The organism is Amycolatopsis sp. NPDC051071 (assembly GCF_040682875.1).
Classification (GTDB): Bacteria; Actinomycetota; Actinomycetes; order Mycobacteriales; family Pseudonocardiaceae; genus Amycolatopsis.
In genome coordinates, this window is the sequence record NZ_JBFBBY010000166.1 from 1 (window position 1) to 15,375 (window position 15,375).

The following is a 15,375-nucleotide window of genomic DNA, read 5'->3' on the forward strand; positions in this document are numbered from 1 at the left end:
ATGGCCGCCGCCATCTGGCACAACTGGCACACCGACATGACCAGCAAACGATCACTGACCGCCTTCGATCACTAACACCAACTTCACGGAATCAACCATCTAGTCGCGTACGCGCCCGGGCGGATGTCCTGAAGGGACCCCTTGAGACGTTCACCGTCCTAAAGGGTCCCTTTATGACACCGGGCCGCCCTTACCCGCCCGCCCGCCCGCCCGTGACAGGGACTGCCGTACCGGACCGTGTGGATTCCGGCGCATCCAACGCGCCAAAACCCACACGGTCACCGACCGCACACGACCCACCCCACCTGCAACTGCTTCACGAAGTGACCCGCCGCGTTTAGTCCTCTAGTCGCGTACGCGCCCGGGCGGATGTCCTGAAGGCCCCCTTCCCTCGGCTGAGCCGAGGGAAGGGGGCCTTCACGCGCGTTCGACGACTAAGAGCCCATGCCCGCGCGCTCGAAGGCCAGGGTCGGGAGGTCGACGGCGTGGGCACCGCCGTCGGCCACGATGACCGAACCGGTGATGTAGGAGGACTCCGCCGAGCCGAGGAACCGCACGATCGACGCGATCTCCTCGGGCTCGGCGGGCCTGCGCAGCGGGACCTCGGCGGTGACACGGCGGTAGCCCTCGTCGTGCCCGCCGGAGAAGCCCGCCGCCTCGGCGAACTGGTCCATCTCACCGTCCGCCATCGGCGTGCGCACCCAACCCGGGCAGACCGCGTTCGCGCGGACGCCCTTCGGGCCGTAGTCGCGGGCGATCGAGCGGGTCAGCCCGATCAGCGCGTGCTTGGCGACGGTGTAGCCGGCGACGTTCGGGCCCGCGAACAGCCCGGCCAGCGACGACACGATCACCACCTGGCCACTGGTTTCGATCAGCGAGGGCAGCGTCGCCCGGCAGAACACGAAGGCACTCGACAGGTTCGAGCGCAGGGCGAGTTCCCATTCCTCGTCGCCGGTGTCGACCACCGAGGACAGGCCGTGGCCGCCCGCGTTGGCCACCACGACGTCCAGCCGCCCGAACTTGCCGACGATCTCCGCCACCGCGGTCTCAGCGGCCGCGCGTTCGCTGGCGTCGCAGGTGATGACGTGCGCGCCGGTCTCGGCGGCCACCTTCTCCAGCGGTTCGCGCCGCCGTCCGAGTACCACCACTTTGGCACCCTCGTCGGCGTACCGGCGGGCGACCGCCGCACCGATACCGGTACCGCCACCCGTGATCGCGACAACCTTGTTCACAGAAAAAGTCCTTTCTAAGCGGGAAAACCGGAGCGGGCCGAGACGCCGAAGTCGGCGAGCACGGCCTGGCCGTTGACCGTCCGCGAACGCGGGGAAGCCAGATGGAGCACCTGCCACGCGACGTCCTCAGGAGCCTGCACCGGGAACGCGGGATCGTCGAGCACGTCGCCGAGGTCGCCGCGTGCCATCGGGGTGTCGACCACCGACGGGCAGACGCAGTTCACCCGGACGCCGGGCAGGTCGACCGCGAGTGCCCTGGTCATCACGACCACAGCGCCCTTCGAGGCACCGTAGGGCACCATGCCGGGCGCGCTGGTGAACGCCGAGTCGCTGGCGAGCAGGACGACCGAACCGTGCGCCGCGGTGAGCCACGGCGCGGCGTGTTTGACCAGCAGGAACTGGCCGGTGACGTTGACCGCCAGGACCGCGGCGAAGTCGGCCGCGGACGTTTCGGTGACCGACGTCCCGACCGGCCCGGAGATCCCGGCGCAGCCGACGACGACGTCGAGCCCGCCGAACCGCCCTGCCACCGCGTCGATCGCGGCGGAGACCGAGCGCTCGTCGGTGACGTCGGCGTGCACCGCCAGGACGTCGCCGTCGAGAGCGGGTACCGGTGCCAGATCGAGAGCCGCGACCCGCGCGCCTTCGGCAAGGAACGCCCGGACGCAGGCAAGGCCGATACCGGACGCCGCGCCGGTCACCAGCACGACCTTGCCCGCGAGATCCAGTCGCATGGCGTCATCCTGCGGTCCGGGCCTCGGCGGGAGGTTGGCCGTCAGTGCATCCTTCTTGTCCGCGACCGCATGACGCCTTCGCGGTCTTTCCCCACGAGGGCGAACCCGCAAGACTGCGAAGCATGACCAGGCCGCATCCCTTGGACCCGCTGACCGCCGACGAACTCGCCGCGGGCCGCGCGATCCTGGCCGCCGAAGGCGTGCTGACCGACACCACGCGTTTTCCGGCGGTTTTGCCGGTGGAGCCGGACAAGGCCGAAGCCGCCCCGGACCGCCAGGTCCGGTACACGCTGCTGGACACCGCGACCGGGCAGGCCCGCGACGTGGTCGTTTCGCTGAGCAAACTCGAGGTGGTCTCCAGCGAGGACTGCGGGGACGGTCAGCCCGCGTACCTGTTCGAGGAGTACGACCTCGCCGCGTCGATCACGAAGGCGTCACCGGACTGGCTGGCCGCGATGGAACGGCGCGGGCTCGCCGACCGCGTCGAGCACGCCTTCTGCGCGCCACTGGCCCCCGGCTTCTTCGGCAGGCCCGACGAGACCGGCCGGGTCATCCGCTCGCTGACCTTCCTGCGCGACGACGAGTCCGACAGCCCGTGGGCGCATCCGGTCGAGGGCCTGATCGTGCATATCGACCTCACCGGGCAGCGGGTGCTCCGGGTCGAGGACGAGGGTGACGTGCCGGTGCCGCCGGAGCATGGCCGCTACGGCGGCGTCCCGGCCCGCACCACGCTCAAGCCGATCGAGATCACCCAGCCCGAGGGGCCCAGCTTCGCCGTCGACGGCAACGAAGTCACCTGGGAGGGCTGGAAACTGCGGGTCGGCTTCAACGCCCGCGAAGGCCTGACGCTGCACCAGATCAGCTTCCAGGACCGTTCGGTGCTCCACCGGGCGTCAGTACCGGAGATGGTGGTGCCCTACGGTGACACCGCGCCGGGCCGGTTCTGGATCAGCTACTTCGACGCGGGTGAGTACCTGCTCGGCAAGAACGCCAACGACCTACGGCTGGGTTGCGACTGCCTCGGCGTCATCCACTATTTCCCCGCGTTCGTCGCCGACGACCACGGCCATCCGGTCGAGATCCCGCGTGCGATCTGCATGCACGAAGAGGACTACGGGATCCTGTGGAAGCACACGGCTCTCGACGGCCGCGCCGAGGTTCGCCGCTCCCGGCGCCTGGTGATCTCGTCGATCTCCACCATCGGCAACTACGACTACGGCTTCTTCTGGTACCTCTACCTCGACGGCACCGTCGAACTGGAGGCGAAGGCCACCGGCATCGTATTCGCCGGAGCCGCGCACACCGGCACGAAACATCCGCACGCCAACGAGATCGCGCCCGGCCTGTTCGCGCCGGTGCACCAGCACCTGTTCTGCGCGCGGCTGGACGTGGCGATCGACGGCGAACGCAACTCGCTCGTCGAGATCGACGTCGAGCGCGTGCCGATGGGTGAGCAGAACCCGTACGGGAACGCCTTCACCTGGAAGGAAACGCCGCTGCGGAGCGAACAGGAGGCGCAGCGGCTCGCGGACCCGGCCAAGGCGCGGGTGTGGGAGATCCGCAGCTCGGAACGGACCAACCGGCTCGGCTCGCCGACGGCGTACCAGCTGGTCCCCCGGCCGTCCGCGACCCTGATGGCGCAACCGGAGTCGAGTGTCCACCAGCGAGCGACGTTCGCCACCCGGCATCTGTGGGCCACGCCGTACCGCGCCGACGAACGTTTCCCCGCCGGTGACCTGCCGAACGCGCACCCCGGCGGCGCGGGGCTGCCTGCCTGGACCGCCGCCGACCGCGACCTCACCGACACCGATCTCGTGCTGTGGCACGTATTCGGCCCGACCCACATCCCTCGTCCCGAGGACTGGCCGGTGATGCCGGTCGACTACTCGGGGTTCTCCCTGCGCCCCTATGGCTTCCTGGACCGCAATCCGGCCCTCGACCTGCCGTCCGGAGCCACCGACGACCACTGTTCCGCTCACGAGCACTAGGACTTCCCGATGCCCGAATTGACCCTCTCCGACACCTCCACCTGGCTCCCGCTGGACGGGCTGGCCCCCGGTTTCGACGCGAACAAGGCACCCACGGTCGGTGACCTGCACGGCCGGACGTACGAACTCGCGTGCGAGGACGGGACCACCTTCACCGCGGCCTTCACCGGCACCCGGATCGAGTGGACGTACCACGGCTCGGGGACCGACCGGTGCGAGACGTTCCTGGTCGACGACGATCTCTACTACGTCCAGTTCCACCCGCGGGCACGGCAGGAAGAGGCGTTCACCCTGCTGCTCGACCTGCGCCGCGGCCGCGCGTTGCTGGTGCTGAGCCGGATCGGCGACACCTCGCCCCGGGTCACGCAGACCTTCCTGGCCGCCACGATCGGCGGCATCGAGCCAAGCGGGGAGTCGCTCGCCCCCAGCAAGTCGCTGGTCGGGCGGCGGGTGCTGTGGGTGTACAGCACCGCGCACGCCTACGAGCACGTGTACCTCAGCCCGCACTGGTACACCTGGCAGTGCCTCGCCGGCCCGGAGAAGGGGCTCGCCGACACCGACGAGAACTCGGTCTACGAACTGCGTCCCGGGATCTACGTCTTCGCGTGGCGGGAGAAGGTGATCCCGTGTGCCTCGGTGACCGTCGCCGACCATCGTGACGCCAAGCGGTTGCGCTCGCACGGTGTCCTTTTCGGACTCGACGCCACCGGGAACACCCCGACCCACTTCACCTTCGGCGCGCACGGCAAGCTGCTGAGCACCACCGTGCACCCCGAGGCTTACGATCCCGCCGGGAGCTGAACCTCTTTGACCGCCGATCTCATCTTCACCAACGCCAAGGTGTACACAGTGGACGGTGCCCGGCCATGGGCGTCGTCGCTGGCGATCAAGGACGGCCGCGTGCTGTCCCTCGAGGACCATGAACGCGGCCCGAGCACCGAGGTCGTCGACCTCGGCGGCGCGTTCGTCATGCCAGGCCTGGTCGATGTGCACAACCATCACGCGCTCGCCGGACGGGCGGCGCTGTTCGAACTGAACTTCGGTCTCGACGCGGGCCTGGACGACATCCTCGCCGCGGTCCGCGCACGGGCCGCCGGGCTCGGCCAGGACGAATGGGTCGTCGGCGGCGCCTGGGCGTCCACTTTGGTCAGTACGCTCTCGCGGTCTTCCGCCAGGCACGCACTCGACGAGGCGGCGGGCGGGCGTCCGGTCATGCTCGCCGACGACAGCAGGCACAACCGCTGGGTGAGCAGCCGTGCCTTGGAACTGGCAGGCGTGACCGCGTCTTCCCCGGATCCGGCCGGCGGGGAGATCGTCCGCGACCCCGCGACCGGCGAACCCGTCGGTGTCCTGCTCGAAGCGGCCGGTGTCCCGGTGGAGCGGGCGCTGAGCGAGACGCGGACGCTCACCGACGAACAGCACGCGGCGGCGTCGCGGCACGGGATCGGCACCCTGCACTCGTTCGGGGTCACCGCCTTCCAGGACGCCGGGGTCTCCTCGGACATCCTGCGGGCGCTGAAGACGCTCGACGACGCGGGCGAACTACGCGCGTGGGTCGTGTCTTCGCTGCTGATCAACGATCCGATCTTCGGCTTCGACCCGATCGGCACGGCACTGCTCGAAGTCGCCGGGCAGTACCGCAGCGAACACCACCGGCCCGACTTCGTGAAGATCTTCCTCGATGGCGTCCCGCCAACGCGTACCGCCGCGTTCCTGGAGCCGTACCTGCCGGACGCCGCCCACGGGGCTTGTCACCACGGCGCCACCACCATGCCCGGCGAGGAACTCGAAGGCTGGCTGCGCACGGCCGCCGCGGCGGGGCTTTCGGCCAAGGTCCACTGCACCGGCGACGCGTCCGTGCGCGCGACACTGGACGCGGTTGAGAAGGTGCGTGCCGAGGGGTTCACCGAGGCGCGGTTCCAGGTGGCGCACGGCCAGTTCGTGCACCCGGACGACATCCCGCGGTTCGCCGCGCTGGACGTCGCCGCCGACATCTCGCCGTTCCTGTGGGTGCCCGGGGTCATCCCGGCGGCCATCGCGGAGGTACTGCCCGGCGAACGGGCCGGGCGGATGCAGCCCAACCGGTCGCTGCTGGACGACGGCGCGCTGGTCGCCGGCGGTTCGGACTGGCCGGTCAGCGAGTCGCCGAACGCGTGGGAGGGCATCCACGGCCTCGTCACCCGCCAGGATCCGACCGGCACCTTCCCCGGGGCGCTGTGGCCTGAGCAGGCGATCACGCTGGCCGAAGCGATCGACGCCTTCACACTGGCCGCTGCCCGCGCCATGGGACTCGGCGACGTCACCGGCTCGCTGGTCCCCGGGAAGTCGGCGGATTTCGTCGTACTGGACCGGGATCCGTTCGAAACCGATCCGTCGGCGCTCGTCAAGACAAAGGTGACGGAAACGTGGTTCGCCGGGCACCGCGTGTATCTGCGCGACTGATCTCCTACACTGGTAGAAGAACCAGTGCGGGAGGGCAACCGATGCCGAAGATCATCGACCACGACGAGCGTCGCAGTCACATCGTCGACGTCACCTGGGAGCTGATCACCCATGGCGGGATCGAGGCAGCCACCATGCGCGAAATCGCGGCGGCCGCCGGCTTCGCGAACGGGGCGCTGAAGCTGTATTTCCCGAGCAAGGAAGACATCATCCAGGCCACCTACGAACGCGCGCTCGGCATGATGCGCGAGTACGTGGAACTGGACGAACTGCGCGGGCTGACCGCGCTCCGCGAGCTGTGCGTGTCGTCGATGCCGATCGACGAGGACCGCATCGCCGCGGGGCGCGTCCTGCTCACCTTCTGGCAGCTGTCGCTGACCAACCCGAAGCTGCAGGACAAGTACCTCGAGCACATCCGGTCATGGCGCGGGCTGCTGCACCGGTACCTGACCGAGGGCCGGGAGGACGGCGACATCGTCACCCCGACCCCGGATGAGCAACTGGTCGACGAGATCGTCCTGATCAACGCGGGGGCGAACGTGATGAGCCTGGTCGCCGGGGAGTTCTCGACGATCGCTTTGCAGCGGCGGCACCTGGAGTCCTTCTTCGAACGCCTGGGCCGCCCCTGACGCCCGCCCGGCCCGCCCCGCCCCGCCCCTCCAGCCCCCGCCCCGCATGTCATGAAAGGGTCTTTCAGGACACTTTTCGTCCTGAAAGACCCTTTCATGACACTCCACGCACGGCGCGCCCAGACCGCAACCAGAGGACTAATCGCGCGGCTCGAACACCCGGGTGAGGAAGCTCGCCACGTGTGCGTGGGAGCGTGGCGACGCGGGCAGGTCCGTGTAGAGGCCATAGAAACCGTGGATCTGCCCTGAGTACCGCGTCATCTCGACGCGGGTGCCCGCGTCGGTCAGGCGCCGCGCGAATTCCTCACCTTCGTCACGCAGGACGTCGTACTCGGCCGTCAGCACCAACGCCGGCGGGAGCCGCGTCAAGTCGGCGGCCCGCAGTGGCAGCAGGTACGGATCGTCCAGCTGCGCCGGATCCGACACGTACTGCTCGAAGAAGAACCGCATCGCCCCGGCCGTCATGCCGAACCCCTCGGCGAAATCGGCGTACGAGCCGAAACCGTCGTCCGGGTGGCCGTAGACCGGGCAGATCAGCACCTGCGCGGCCAAGGGCGGGCCACCGCGGTCGCGCGACATCATCGAGACCACCGTGGACAGGTTCCCGCCCGCGCTCTCCCCGCCGATCGCGGTCCGTCCCGGGTCCACCGAGGGACCCGCGCCACCCGACGCCAGCCATTCGACGACGGCGTAGCAGTCGTCCGGCGCCGCCGGGAAGGGGTGCTCGGGCGCGAGCCGGTAGTCCACCGCGACGACGGCGACCTCGGCCGCGTTGCAGACCGCACGCGACGCGACCTCGTTCTCGTCGATCGAGCCGATCGTCCAGCCACCACCGTGGATCCAGACGAACGCCGGGACCGGCGTAGCGACATCAGGCAGGTAAACCCGCACCAGGACACCGGAAGGCAAAACGTGTTCGGTGACCGAAGCGACCTGTTCGACCGTTTCGGGACGCCGCCACGAAGCGGCGAACGCGGCCCGCAGTTCGGCGGCGGTCGGCGGCATGGCGGGTGCTTCGGGTGGTGCGCTGCGGGCGAGCAGCTCCTTGACCGCGGGATCGAGTGTCACGGCTACACCGCTTCCGCGACGAGCACTCGCGGGCTGCCCGGCAGTGCGAGCTTGTCGACGACTCGCCAGCCCGCCTCGCCCAGCCACCCGCGGACCTCGGCCTCGGGGTAGACGACCGTCCCGTCGATGACCAGGTACTCCCCCGCGTGCAACGCGTCGAGCGGCCGCTGGTTCGCGTCGTCGTCGAGGAAGAAGTCGAGCAGCAGCAGTCGCGCCCCCGGCGCCGCGGCCGCACGGGCGTTGCGCAGGATCTCCGCGTTCTGCTTCGCGTCGAAGCGGTGGACGACGTGATTGACCATCACCAGGTCGAACGCGCCTTCCGGGCGCGCGGTGGCGGTCTCCGCGCCGACGACCGTCGCGCGGCCGGCCAACCCGGCCTCGGCCACCGCGGTGGAGACCGACTCGGCGAAGTTCGGATCGAAGACGAACGTCGTGTGCAGTTCTTCGTTGGCACCCATGGCTTCGAGCGCGAACGCGCTGGAGAGCCCGCCGAGATCGAGCAACTTGCGGTGCGGACCGAAATCGAACGCGCCGGCCAGCATCTTGGCGTGCAGGGCGTTGTAGGTCATCACGCCTGCCATGAACGTGCCCCAGCGCGCGTCGTCCATCTCCAGCTTCCCCGGCTCGCCGGAGTCCGCGGTGTGACCGAACTGCAACCAATGCGGGTAGCTGATGGAGTCCAGGAAGGTCAGGAACGGCGCCAGATCGAGGTCCCCGCCGCCAAGGTATTCCGCCGCGTCGGCGGCCAGCTCGTACCGTCCGTCCACACGCGACAGCAGGCCGAGTGATGACATGGCGTCACCGAGGATGCGGGTGATCTTTTCCGGTTTGCCGGTCTTTTCGGCCAGTTCCGGCGCCGACAGCCCTCCGGCGGCGAGTGCGGTGAACAGGCCGATCCGGCTCGCCGCGAAGAGTTGCTTTGCCGCCATGTACCCCACGGCGATGTCCACGATCCGTTCGGGACCGGCTGTCTTGGTCGACCCGCTCACGGGTGCCCTCCTTAGCTCGTTTCCGACGAGAGTCTACAGACGTAGACAAAAGAATCCAGCGCGAGTTTTCGTCCACTGCCAGGCAAAACCCGGCGGATATCAACTTCCTACATTCGTAGAATATACCCATTGACAGCGCACTCCCCCGGTGTCAACATGCGTAGAACTACCCCCGCCGGAGGCTCGTTCCCCGGCAGTGCGGTCCGCTTCGGGCGGGCTCGGGAAAGGGGATTCATGACCCTGCTCGAATTACGAGAACTGACCGTCGGCGTGATCGCCGACGAGACCGAACGCGAACTGGTCCGCGAACTCTCGTTCGACCTCGAACAAGGCCGGACACTCTGTGTGGTCGGCGAGTCCGGCAGCGGTAAAACGGTGACGGCCTTGTCGATCATCCGGTTACTGGAATTCGTCGCGCCGGTGCGCACCCGCGGTGAGATCACCGTGGACGGCGTCGATCTCACGCGGCTTTCCGCCGACGAGATGCGTGCCTACCGCGGGCCGCGGATCGGGATGATCTTCCAGGAGGCACTGGATTCACTCAATCCCAGCCAGCGGGTCGGCAAGCAGCTGATCGAGGCCTACCGCAAACCCGGTTCCCTGGCGCGCCAGGCCGCACGCAAGGGCACGCCGCTGCACCGCGAGGCCGAGGCGAAAACACGCGGCCTGCTCAAGGAAGTCGGCCTGACCGACACCGACCGGGTGCTTTCGCTGTATCCGCACCAGATGTCGGGCGGGATGCAGCAACGCGTGATGATCGCGCTGGCACTGATGGCCGACCCGAACCTGCTGATCGCAGACGAGCCGACCACAGCGCTGGATGTGACGACGCAGGCCGAAATCCTCACCCTGTTCGACCGCGTCCGCCGCGACCACGGCACGCGTGCGTCTTCATCACGCACGACATGGGTGTCGCCGCGCAGGTGGCCGACCGGATCGCGGTGATGTACCGCGGCGAACTGGTCGAGCTGGGGTCCAAAGAGGACATTCTCCATTCGCCGAAACACCCCTACACCAAGGCACTGCTCGATTGCGTGCCGAAGCTCGGGGTGAGCAGACGCGACGGCTTCCCCACCATTTCCGAAGCACTGCTCGCGGCCGCGATGAACGGCGAATCGGCCGTCGCGACCGAGACCAGGTCACTGGCGGGCCGGAAGACGGCCGCCGGGGAGGGCACCGCACTCGTCATCGACTCGGTGTCCAAAGTGTACGGACGTCGTGGCCGGTTCGCACTGAGCCGCGAACCGGAGGTGCACGCGGTCAAGGACGTGTCGCTGGAGATCGCACCCGGCGAGTTCTTCGGCCTGGTCGGGGAATCCGGCTCGGGCAAGACCACACTCGGCCGTCTGGTGAGCGCGCTGGAAACCCCCACCGCCGGCACGATCACCTTCGGCGAGCACCAGTGCACGCAGTCCGGCCTCGACGGCGACGAGCGCGCGTTCCGCCGTCGCGCGCAGCTCATCTTCCAGGATCCGCAGAGTTCCCTCGATCCCCGGCACACCGCCGCCCGGATCATCGCCGAACCCCTGCGGGAACTCACCGGCCTGCGTGGCGCCGAACTGGACCGCCGGGTCACCGAACTGATCGACGAGGTCGGCCTTCCTTCCGACACCGCCAAGAAACTGCCGTCACAGCTCTCCGGCGGTCAGCGGCAGCGCGTCTCGATCGCCCGCGCGATCGCCGCCGAACCCGACCTCATCGTCGCCGACGAACCCACCTCGGCACTGGACGTCTCGGTGCAGGGCCAGGTGATGAACTTGCTGCTCGACCTGCGGCGGACCCGCGCGCTGAGCTTCCTGTTCATCACGCACAACCTCAGCCTGGTGCTCTCGGTCGCCGACCGCGTCGGTGTGATGTACCGGGGCGAACTGATCGAAACCGGCGACCCGGACGAGATCCGGCTCCGGCCACGGCACGACTACACCCGCCGCCTTCTCGCGGCGAACCCCGAACTGCCCGCCCACCCCCACACTGGAGTGCGGAACCCATGAGACGAACCCTGACCTCGGCCGTGCTCGGCGTGGCGACCGTCCTGCTGCTCAGCTCGTGTATGGGAGGGCAGGCGGGCGGTGGCGCCGCCGATGGTCCCCCGAAGCCGGGCGGAAACCTGAACGTCGCGGTGCCCACGGACCCGCAGTCGCTCGACATGGTCGCCAACCCCGGCCAGGTGACCGCGCATATCGGCAACATGATGTACGAGAAGCTGTTCGAGGTGGACAAGGGCTTCGCCGCCCGGCCCATGCTGGTCGAGGACTACACCACCAGCCCGGACAGGCTCACTTACACCTTCAAGCTGCGCCAGGGCGTCACCTTCCACGACGGCAACCCGCTGACGGTCGACGACGTCGTCGCGAGCCTGAAGCGGTGGCAGCAGGTGCACCGCACCGGGCAGCTGGTCACGCCGGACATCGAGGCGATCACGCCCGCCGGCCCGGCGACGGTGACCATCAAGCTCAAGCAGCCGCGCTACCCGCTGATCAACGAACTCGCCGGCGCGGGCACGGAGATCTACGAGGCGAAGAACCTCACCGGGGTCGCGCCGACCGGATTCGCTCAGGACAAGGCGATCGGGACCGGGCCGTACAAGCTGAAGAGCTGGGACATCGGCCGCGAACTGGTGCTGGAGCGGTACCAGGGCTACAAGTCACGGTCCGAAGAGGACTGGGGCGGGCAGGCCGGTGCCAAGCACGCGTACCTGGACACCGTGACGTACAAGGTCGTCTCCGATCAGGACGCGTTGATCAACGGCCTGCAGACCGGGCAATGGGACCACATCATGCCCACCAACGACCAGTACGAGACGTTGCGGGCCAACCCGGCCGTGGTGGTGCACAACCTGCCCGGCGGCAACGACAATGTGATCATCCCGAACTTCAACACCGGTTCCAAGTTCGCCGACCCTCGGGCCCGTGAGGCGCTGAACCTGTTGCTGGACAAGCCCGCGATCAACGCGGCCACCGGCGGCAGCAAGGATCTCACCGTCGAGACCGGCGCTTTCGCCTCCCCGGACAACAAGCAGTTCTATTCCACCGCCGGTGAAGAGGTCTACAAGAAGCACGATCCGGAGAAGGCCAAGCAGTTGCTGGCCGAGGCCGGGATCACCGCGGGCGCGACGATCCACATCGTCACCACCAACTCCTATCCCGAATTCGGCAAATGGGCCGTGCTGATCCAGGACGGGCTGTCGAAGATCGGCATCAACACCAAGATCGACACCTTCGACTTCGCCACCATGCTGGGCACGCTGACGAAGGAGCCGGGTGGCTGGGACATCACCACGCTGTTCTTCGACTCGGCGCTGACCTCACCCGCGCAGATGCCCGCGCTCACCCTCGGCACGCTGAACGGTTCGACCTCACCCGAACTGGACGCGTTGATGGCCGGGTACAACGCCTCGACCACACCCGAGCAGGCCAAGACGGTCGTGGACAAACTGCAGGCGTTCACCTGGAAGCAGCTCTCGGTGATCACGTTGAGCCAGTCCAAGCTTTACGCGGCTTACTCCCCCAAGCTCAAGGGTTACGGCGACTTCTACCGCGTCTTCTGGAACACCTGGCTGGCATCATGACCGCTCTGCTGCTGCGCAGGCTGCGCGATCTGGTGATCATCCTGGTGATCGTCGGCACGATGATGTTCTTCGTCATCCGGCTGATACCCGGCGATCCGGCGCAGGCCATCCTCGGCCCGACCGCACGTCCGTCCGATGTGGACGCACTGCGGGAGAGCATGGGACTGAACGGAACGCTGTGGGAGCAGTACCTCAGCTGGGCCGGGAACGTGCTGCGGGGCGACTTCGGGACGTCGATCACCTACCACGCGCCGGTGCTCGGCGTGGTCGCCGACCACATCCTGCCGACGCTGACGCTGGCCGTGCTCTCCACGGTGATCAGTTTCTTCCTTTCGGTCGCGATCACCTCGTGGCAGGCGGTTTCGCCGCGCAACCCGGTGGCGCGGGCGCTGGACCGGCTTTCCGCGCTGGGCATGGCGATGCCGGACTTCTGGATCTCGCTGATGCTCGTGCTGGTGTTCTCGGTGACGTTGCGCTGGTTCCCTTCCAGTGGCTACGAAAACCTCTTCACCGCTCCGGCGACGGCGGTACCGGCCTTGGTGCTTCCGCTGACCGTGCTGGTCATCGGGCAGACCGCGTTGTTCGTGCTGACCCTGCGCGAAAGCCTCCTCGGCGAACTCCCGCTGGCCTACCTGCGCACCGCACGGGTCAAGGGGCTCTCCGAGCGACAGGTGATGACCAAGCACGTGCTGCCGAACGCGCTGATGCCGCTGATCACCCAGCTGGGCAGCAACTTCGCCATGCTGGTCGGCGGCATCGTGATCATCGAGTCCATCTTCGTCGTGCCGGGGCTCGGCCATTTGCTCATGGGCGCGGTGTCCACTCGCGACTTCCCGCTCATCCAGGGTGTGACGTTGTTCGTCGCGGTGCTGTTCGTCCTGGTCAACCTGCTGGTGGACCTGTCGTACGCGCTGCTCGACCCGAAGGTGCGTGTCTCATGAGCGTGGCCATGGTGGAGAAGGCGTCGTCGGTACGCGACGCGCCTTCGACGGGCCGGGCGGCGAAGGTGTTCCGGCGCAATCGGATGCTGGTCATTTCCAGCGTGATACTGGCGTTGATCGTGCTGGCCGTGATCGTGCTGCCGTTCTTCCTGCCGAGCGTCAGCGCGACCGACCCGGTCAACCGGCTGCTGCCGCCGTCGTCCGCGCATCTCCTCGGCACGGACTCGTTCGGCCGTGACGTTCTCGCCCGGCTGGTCTCCGGCGGCCGGGCGTCGCTCGGGTTGTCCGCGCTGATCACCTTGTGCGCCGCGTTCAGCGGGCTGGTGATCGGCCTGATCAGCGGGTTCTTCCGGGCAGCCGACGCGGTGCTGATGCGGGTGATGGACGCCTGGATGTCGTTCCCGGCGATCATCCTGGCGATGGCGCTGGCGATCTCGCTCGGCGCCAGTATCTGGACCGAGCTGATCGCGCTGACGGTGATCTTCACGCCGTTCACCGCCCGGGTCATCCGCAGCCGGGTGCTCGGCATCGCCGGCCGCGCCTATATCGGCGCGGCGCGGGTTTCCGGGATGAGCAAAGGGAAGATCCTCGTCGTGCACGTGTTCCCGAACGTGCTTCCGCTGGCATTGGTGCAGGTGGTGATCCTGTCCGCCGCGGCGATGCTGGTGGACGGCGCGATGAGCTTCCTCGGTCTCGGAATCGCTCCCCCGACCCCGACCTGGGGCAACATGATCGCCGAAGGGCGGTCGTATCTGGTGCAGGCGCCCTGGCTGGTGATCGCACCCGGTGTGACGATCATGGCTTGCGTGTTCCTGCTGAACCTCATCGGCTCGTCACTGCGGATCGCCGTCGACGTCCGCGCGCGGACGCTGAGCGAAATGCAGCGCCTGCGCACCCGCCGTCCCTCCGGCAGCTGAGAAAGGACTCCGTTGTCTGCCACTACTTCCTTGGCCGTGCGCCGCTTCGCCCCCGAAACCGTCTCGGGGCCACCTGTCTTGCTGGTGCATGGATTCGCCTCCGACGGGCATACGGACTGGATCACCACCGGCTGGCCGTCCAGGCTCACCGCGGCAGGCCGCGAGGTGTTGGTGCCCGATCTACCCGGCCACGGCTCCAGCCCCGCACCCGCCGGTTCACTGGGTGCCAAGGCGATCACCGCCGAACTCACCCGGCTGGTCGCGGCACTGTCCGAAGTGGACGTCGTCGGCTACTCGCTCGGCGCGCGGCTGTCCTGGGAACTGCCGGCCAAGGCACCCGTGCGACGACTGGTGCTGGCAGGCGTGAGCCCGTTCGAGCCGTTCGGCGCCGTCGACGTCGCCGCGGCGCTGGCGTTCGCCGACGGCGGGAAGGCCCCGGCCGACCCGCTGACCGGGATGATCGCGCAGATGATCACCGCACCGGGACGGAATCCCACCGCACTCGCGCGGTGCGTCGAAGATCTGCGCGCCGAGCCGTTCACGCCGGTCGCCGGTGCGATCGGCGTGCCGACGCGGTTCGTGGCCGGCGCCGATGATCCGATCAGCCAAGGCATCGAGACACTCGTCGAGCTGGTGCGGGGGGCGGATCTGGTGCGGGTGCCCGGGGATCACGGCGGGGCGCTGCGGAGCCCGGAGTTCAAAGCGACGGTGCTAAATTTCCTCGCGTAGCGCCTGTGCCCGATACCGGTCAGCGGTCCGTGAAGGGCTGTGTCCCGGCGCGGCCGCGCGTGAAGGACCCCTTCCCTCGACTGAGCCGAGGGAAGGGGTCCTTCACGCGGGTACCCCGAGTACGTGAAGGACCCCTTT

14 protein-coding genes are annotated in these 15,375 nt (G+C 68.3%); 10 read left to right on the plus strand and 4 right to left on the minus strand.

What is annotated here, in order from left to right:
• Positions 1 to 434 precede the first annotated feature (434 nt).
• Together AB0M65_RS34120 and AB0M65_RS34125 are read right to left on the minus strand one after the other, a co-directional pair.
• Positions 435 to 1,232, minus strand: a complete 798-nt coding sequence (locus AB0M65_RS34120; RefSeq protein WP_364037209.1) for an SDR family oxidoreductase — start codon at positions 1,230 to 1,232, stop codon at positions 435 to 437.
• Between the two features lie 14 nt (positions 1,233 to 1,246).
• A complete protein-coding gene (locus tag AB0M65_RS34125; RefSeq protein WP_364037212.1) occupies positions 1,247 to 1,966 on the minus strand; it encodes an SDR family oxidoreductase in 720 nt (239 codons plus the stop codon).
• Between the two features lie 122 nt (positions 1,967 to 2,088).
• Here AB0M65_RS34125 and AB0M65_RS34130 point away from each other — a divergent pair, with 122 nt between their 5' ends.
• Genes AB0M65_RS34130 through AB0M65_RS34145 form a run of 4 tightly spaced genes read left to right on the plus strand, consistent with a single transcriptional unit; the run spans position 2,089 to position 7,025 of the window.
• Positions 2,089 to 3,954: a primary-amine oxidase gene (locus tag AB0M65_RS34130; protein WP_364037215.1), complete on the plus strand. Its 1,866-nt coding sequence runs from the start codon at positions 2,089 to 2,091 to the stop codon at positions 3,952 to 3,954.
• Between the two features lie 9 nt (positions 3,955 to 3,963).
• Positions 3,964 to 4,755 (plus strand): molybdenum cofactor biosynthesis F family protein, encoded by a 792-nt coding sequence (locus AB0M65_RS34135; protein ID WP_364037218.1) that lies wholly within the window; start codon positions 3,964 to 3,966, stop codon positions 4,753 to 4,755.
• 6 nt (positions 4,756 to 4,761) lie between these two features.
• The gene (locus AB0M65_RS34140; protein ID WP_364037221.1) at positions 4,762 to 6,396 is read left to right on the plus strand and encodes an amidohydrolase; all 1,635 of its coding nucleotides are present in this window, start codon (positions 4,762 to 4,764) and stop codon (positions 6,394 to 6,396) included.
• Positions 6,397 to 6,437: 41 nt separating this feature from the next.
• Positions 6,438 to 7,025, plus strand: a complete 588-nt coding sequence (locus AB0M65_RS34145) for a TetR/AcrR family transcriptional regulator (protein ID WP_364037223.1) — start codon at positions 6,438 to 6,440, stop codon at positions 7,023 to 7,025.
• A 138-nt stretch (positions 7,026 to 7,163) separates the two neighbouring features.
• On the opposite strand, the gene AB0M65_RS34150 is transcribed toward AB0M65_RS34145, so the two are convergent.
• Entirely contained in the window at positions 7,164 to 8,093 is a 930-nt protein-coding gene (locus tag AB0M65_RS34150; protein ID WP_364037226.1) for an alpha/beta hydrolase, read from the minus strand.
• Positions 8,094 to 8,095: 2 nt separating this feature from the next.
• Positions 8,096 to 9,082: a methyltransferase gene (locus tag AB0M65_RS34155; RefSeq protein WP_364037229.1), complete on the minus strand. Its 987-nt coding sequence runs from the start codon at positions 9,080 to 9,082 to the stop codon at positions 8,096 to 8,098.
• A 234-nt stretch (positions 9,083 to 9,316) separates the two neighbouring features.
• Here AB0M65_RS34155 and AB0M65_RS34160 point away from each other — a divergent pair, with 234 nt between their 5' ends.
• The 6 genes from AB0M65_RS34160 to AB0M65_RS34185 are packed head-to-tail and all read left to right on the plus strand — an operon-like array spanning position 9,317 to position 15,237.
• Entirely contained in the window at positions 9,317 to 10,027 is a 711-nt protein-coding gene (locus tag AB0M65_RS34160) for an ABC transporter ATP-binding protein (RefSeq protein WP_364037232.1), read from the plus strand.
• The gene (locus AB0M65_RS34165) at positions 9,988 to 11,073 is read left to right on the plus strand and encodes an ATP-binding cassette domain-containing protein (protein ID WP_364037235.1); all 1,086 of its coding nucleotides are present in this window, start codon (positions 9,988 to 9,990) and stop codon (positions 11,071 to 11,073) included. Before AB0M65_RS34160 ends, AB0M65_RS34165 begins: the two co-directional genes overlap by 40 nt.
• The gene (locus AB0M65_RS34170; protein WP_364037238.1) at positions 11,070 to 12,650 is read left to right on the plus strand and encodes an ABC transporter substrate-binding protein; all 1,581 of its coding nucleotides are present in this window, start codon (positions 11,070 to 11,072) and stop codon (positions 12,648 to 12,650) included. The genes AB0M65_RS34165 and AB0M65_RS34170 overlap by 4 nt, the downstream gene beginning before the upstream one ends.
• Positions 12,647 to 13,591: an ABC transporter permease gene (locus AB0M65_RS34175; protein WP_364037241.1), complete on the plus strand. Its 945-nt coding sequence runs from the start codon at positions 12,647 to 12,649 to the stop codon at positions 13,589 to 13,591. Before AB0M65_RS34170 ends, AB0M65_RS34175 begins: the two co-directional genes overlap by 4 nt.
• Positions 13,588 to 14,508, plus strand: coding sequence for an ABC transporter permease (locus AB0M65_RS34180; protein ID WP_364037244.1), 921 nt, complete (start codon positions 13,588 to 13,590; stop codon positions 14,506 to 14,508). Before AB0M65_RS34175 ends, AB0M65_RS34180 begins: the two co-directional genes overlap by 4 nt.
• A 30-nt stretch (positions 14,509 to 14,538) precedes the next feature.
• Positions 14,539 to 15,237, plus strand: a complete 699-nt coding sequence (locus tag AB0M65_RS34185; protein WP_364037246.1) for an alpha/beta fold hydrolase — start codon at positions 14,539 to 14,541, stop codon at positions 15,235 to 15,237.
• The last annotated feature ends 138 nt before the right edge of the window (positions 15,238 to 15,375 follow it).

Excerpts from the sequence above, each read along its gene's own strand:
- AB0M65_RS34165 (WP_364037235.1), top strand. The coding sequence starts at position 9,988 with ATGGGTGTCGCCGCGCAGGTGGCCGACCGGATCGCGGTGATGTACCGC.
- AB0M65_RS34125 (WP_364037212.1), bottom strand. The coding sequence starts at position 1,966 with ATGCGACTGGATCTCGCGGGCAAGGTCGTGCTGGTGACCGGCGCGGCG.
- AB0M65_RS34160 (WP_364037232.1), top strand. The coding sequence starts at position 9,317 with ATGACCCTGCTCGAATTACGAGAACTGACCGTCGGCGTGATCGCCGAC.
- AB0M65_RS34175 (WP_364037241.1), top strand. The coding sequence starts at position 12,647 with ATGACCGCTCTGCTGCTGCGCAGGCTGCGCGATCTGGTGATCATCCTG.
- AB0M65_RS34180 (WP_364037244.1), top strand. The coding sequence starts at position 13,588 with ATGAGCGTGGCCATGGTGGAGAAGGCGTCGTCGGTACGCGACGCGCCT.
- AB0M65_RS34130 (WP_364037215.1), top strand. The coding sequence starts at position 2,089 with ATGACCAGGCCGCATCCCTTGGACCCGCTGACCGCCGACGAACTCGCC.
- AB0M65_RS34135 (WP_364037218.1), top strand. The coding sequence starts at position 3,964 with ATGCCCGAATTGACCCTCTCCGACACCTCCACCTGGCTCCCGCTGGAC.
- AB0M65_RS34145 (WP_364037223.1), top strand. The coding sequence starts at position 6,438 with ATGCCGAAGATCATCGACCACGACGAGCGTCGCAGTCACATCGTCGAC.
- AB0M65_RS34170 (WP_364037238.1), top strand. The coding sequence starts at position 11,070 with ATGAGACGAACCCTGACCTCGGCCGTGCTCGGCGTGGCGACCGTCCTG.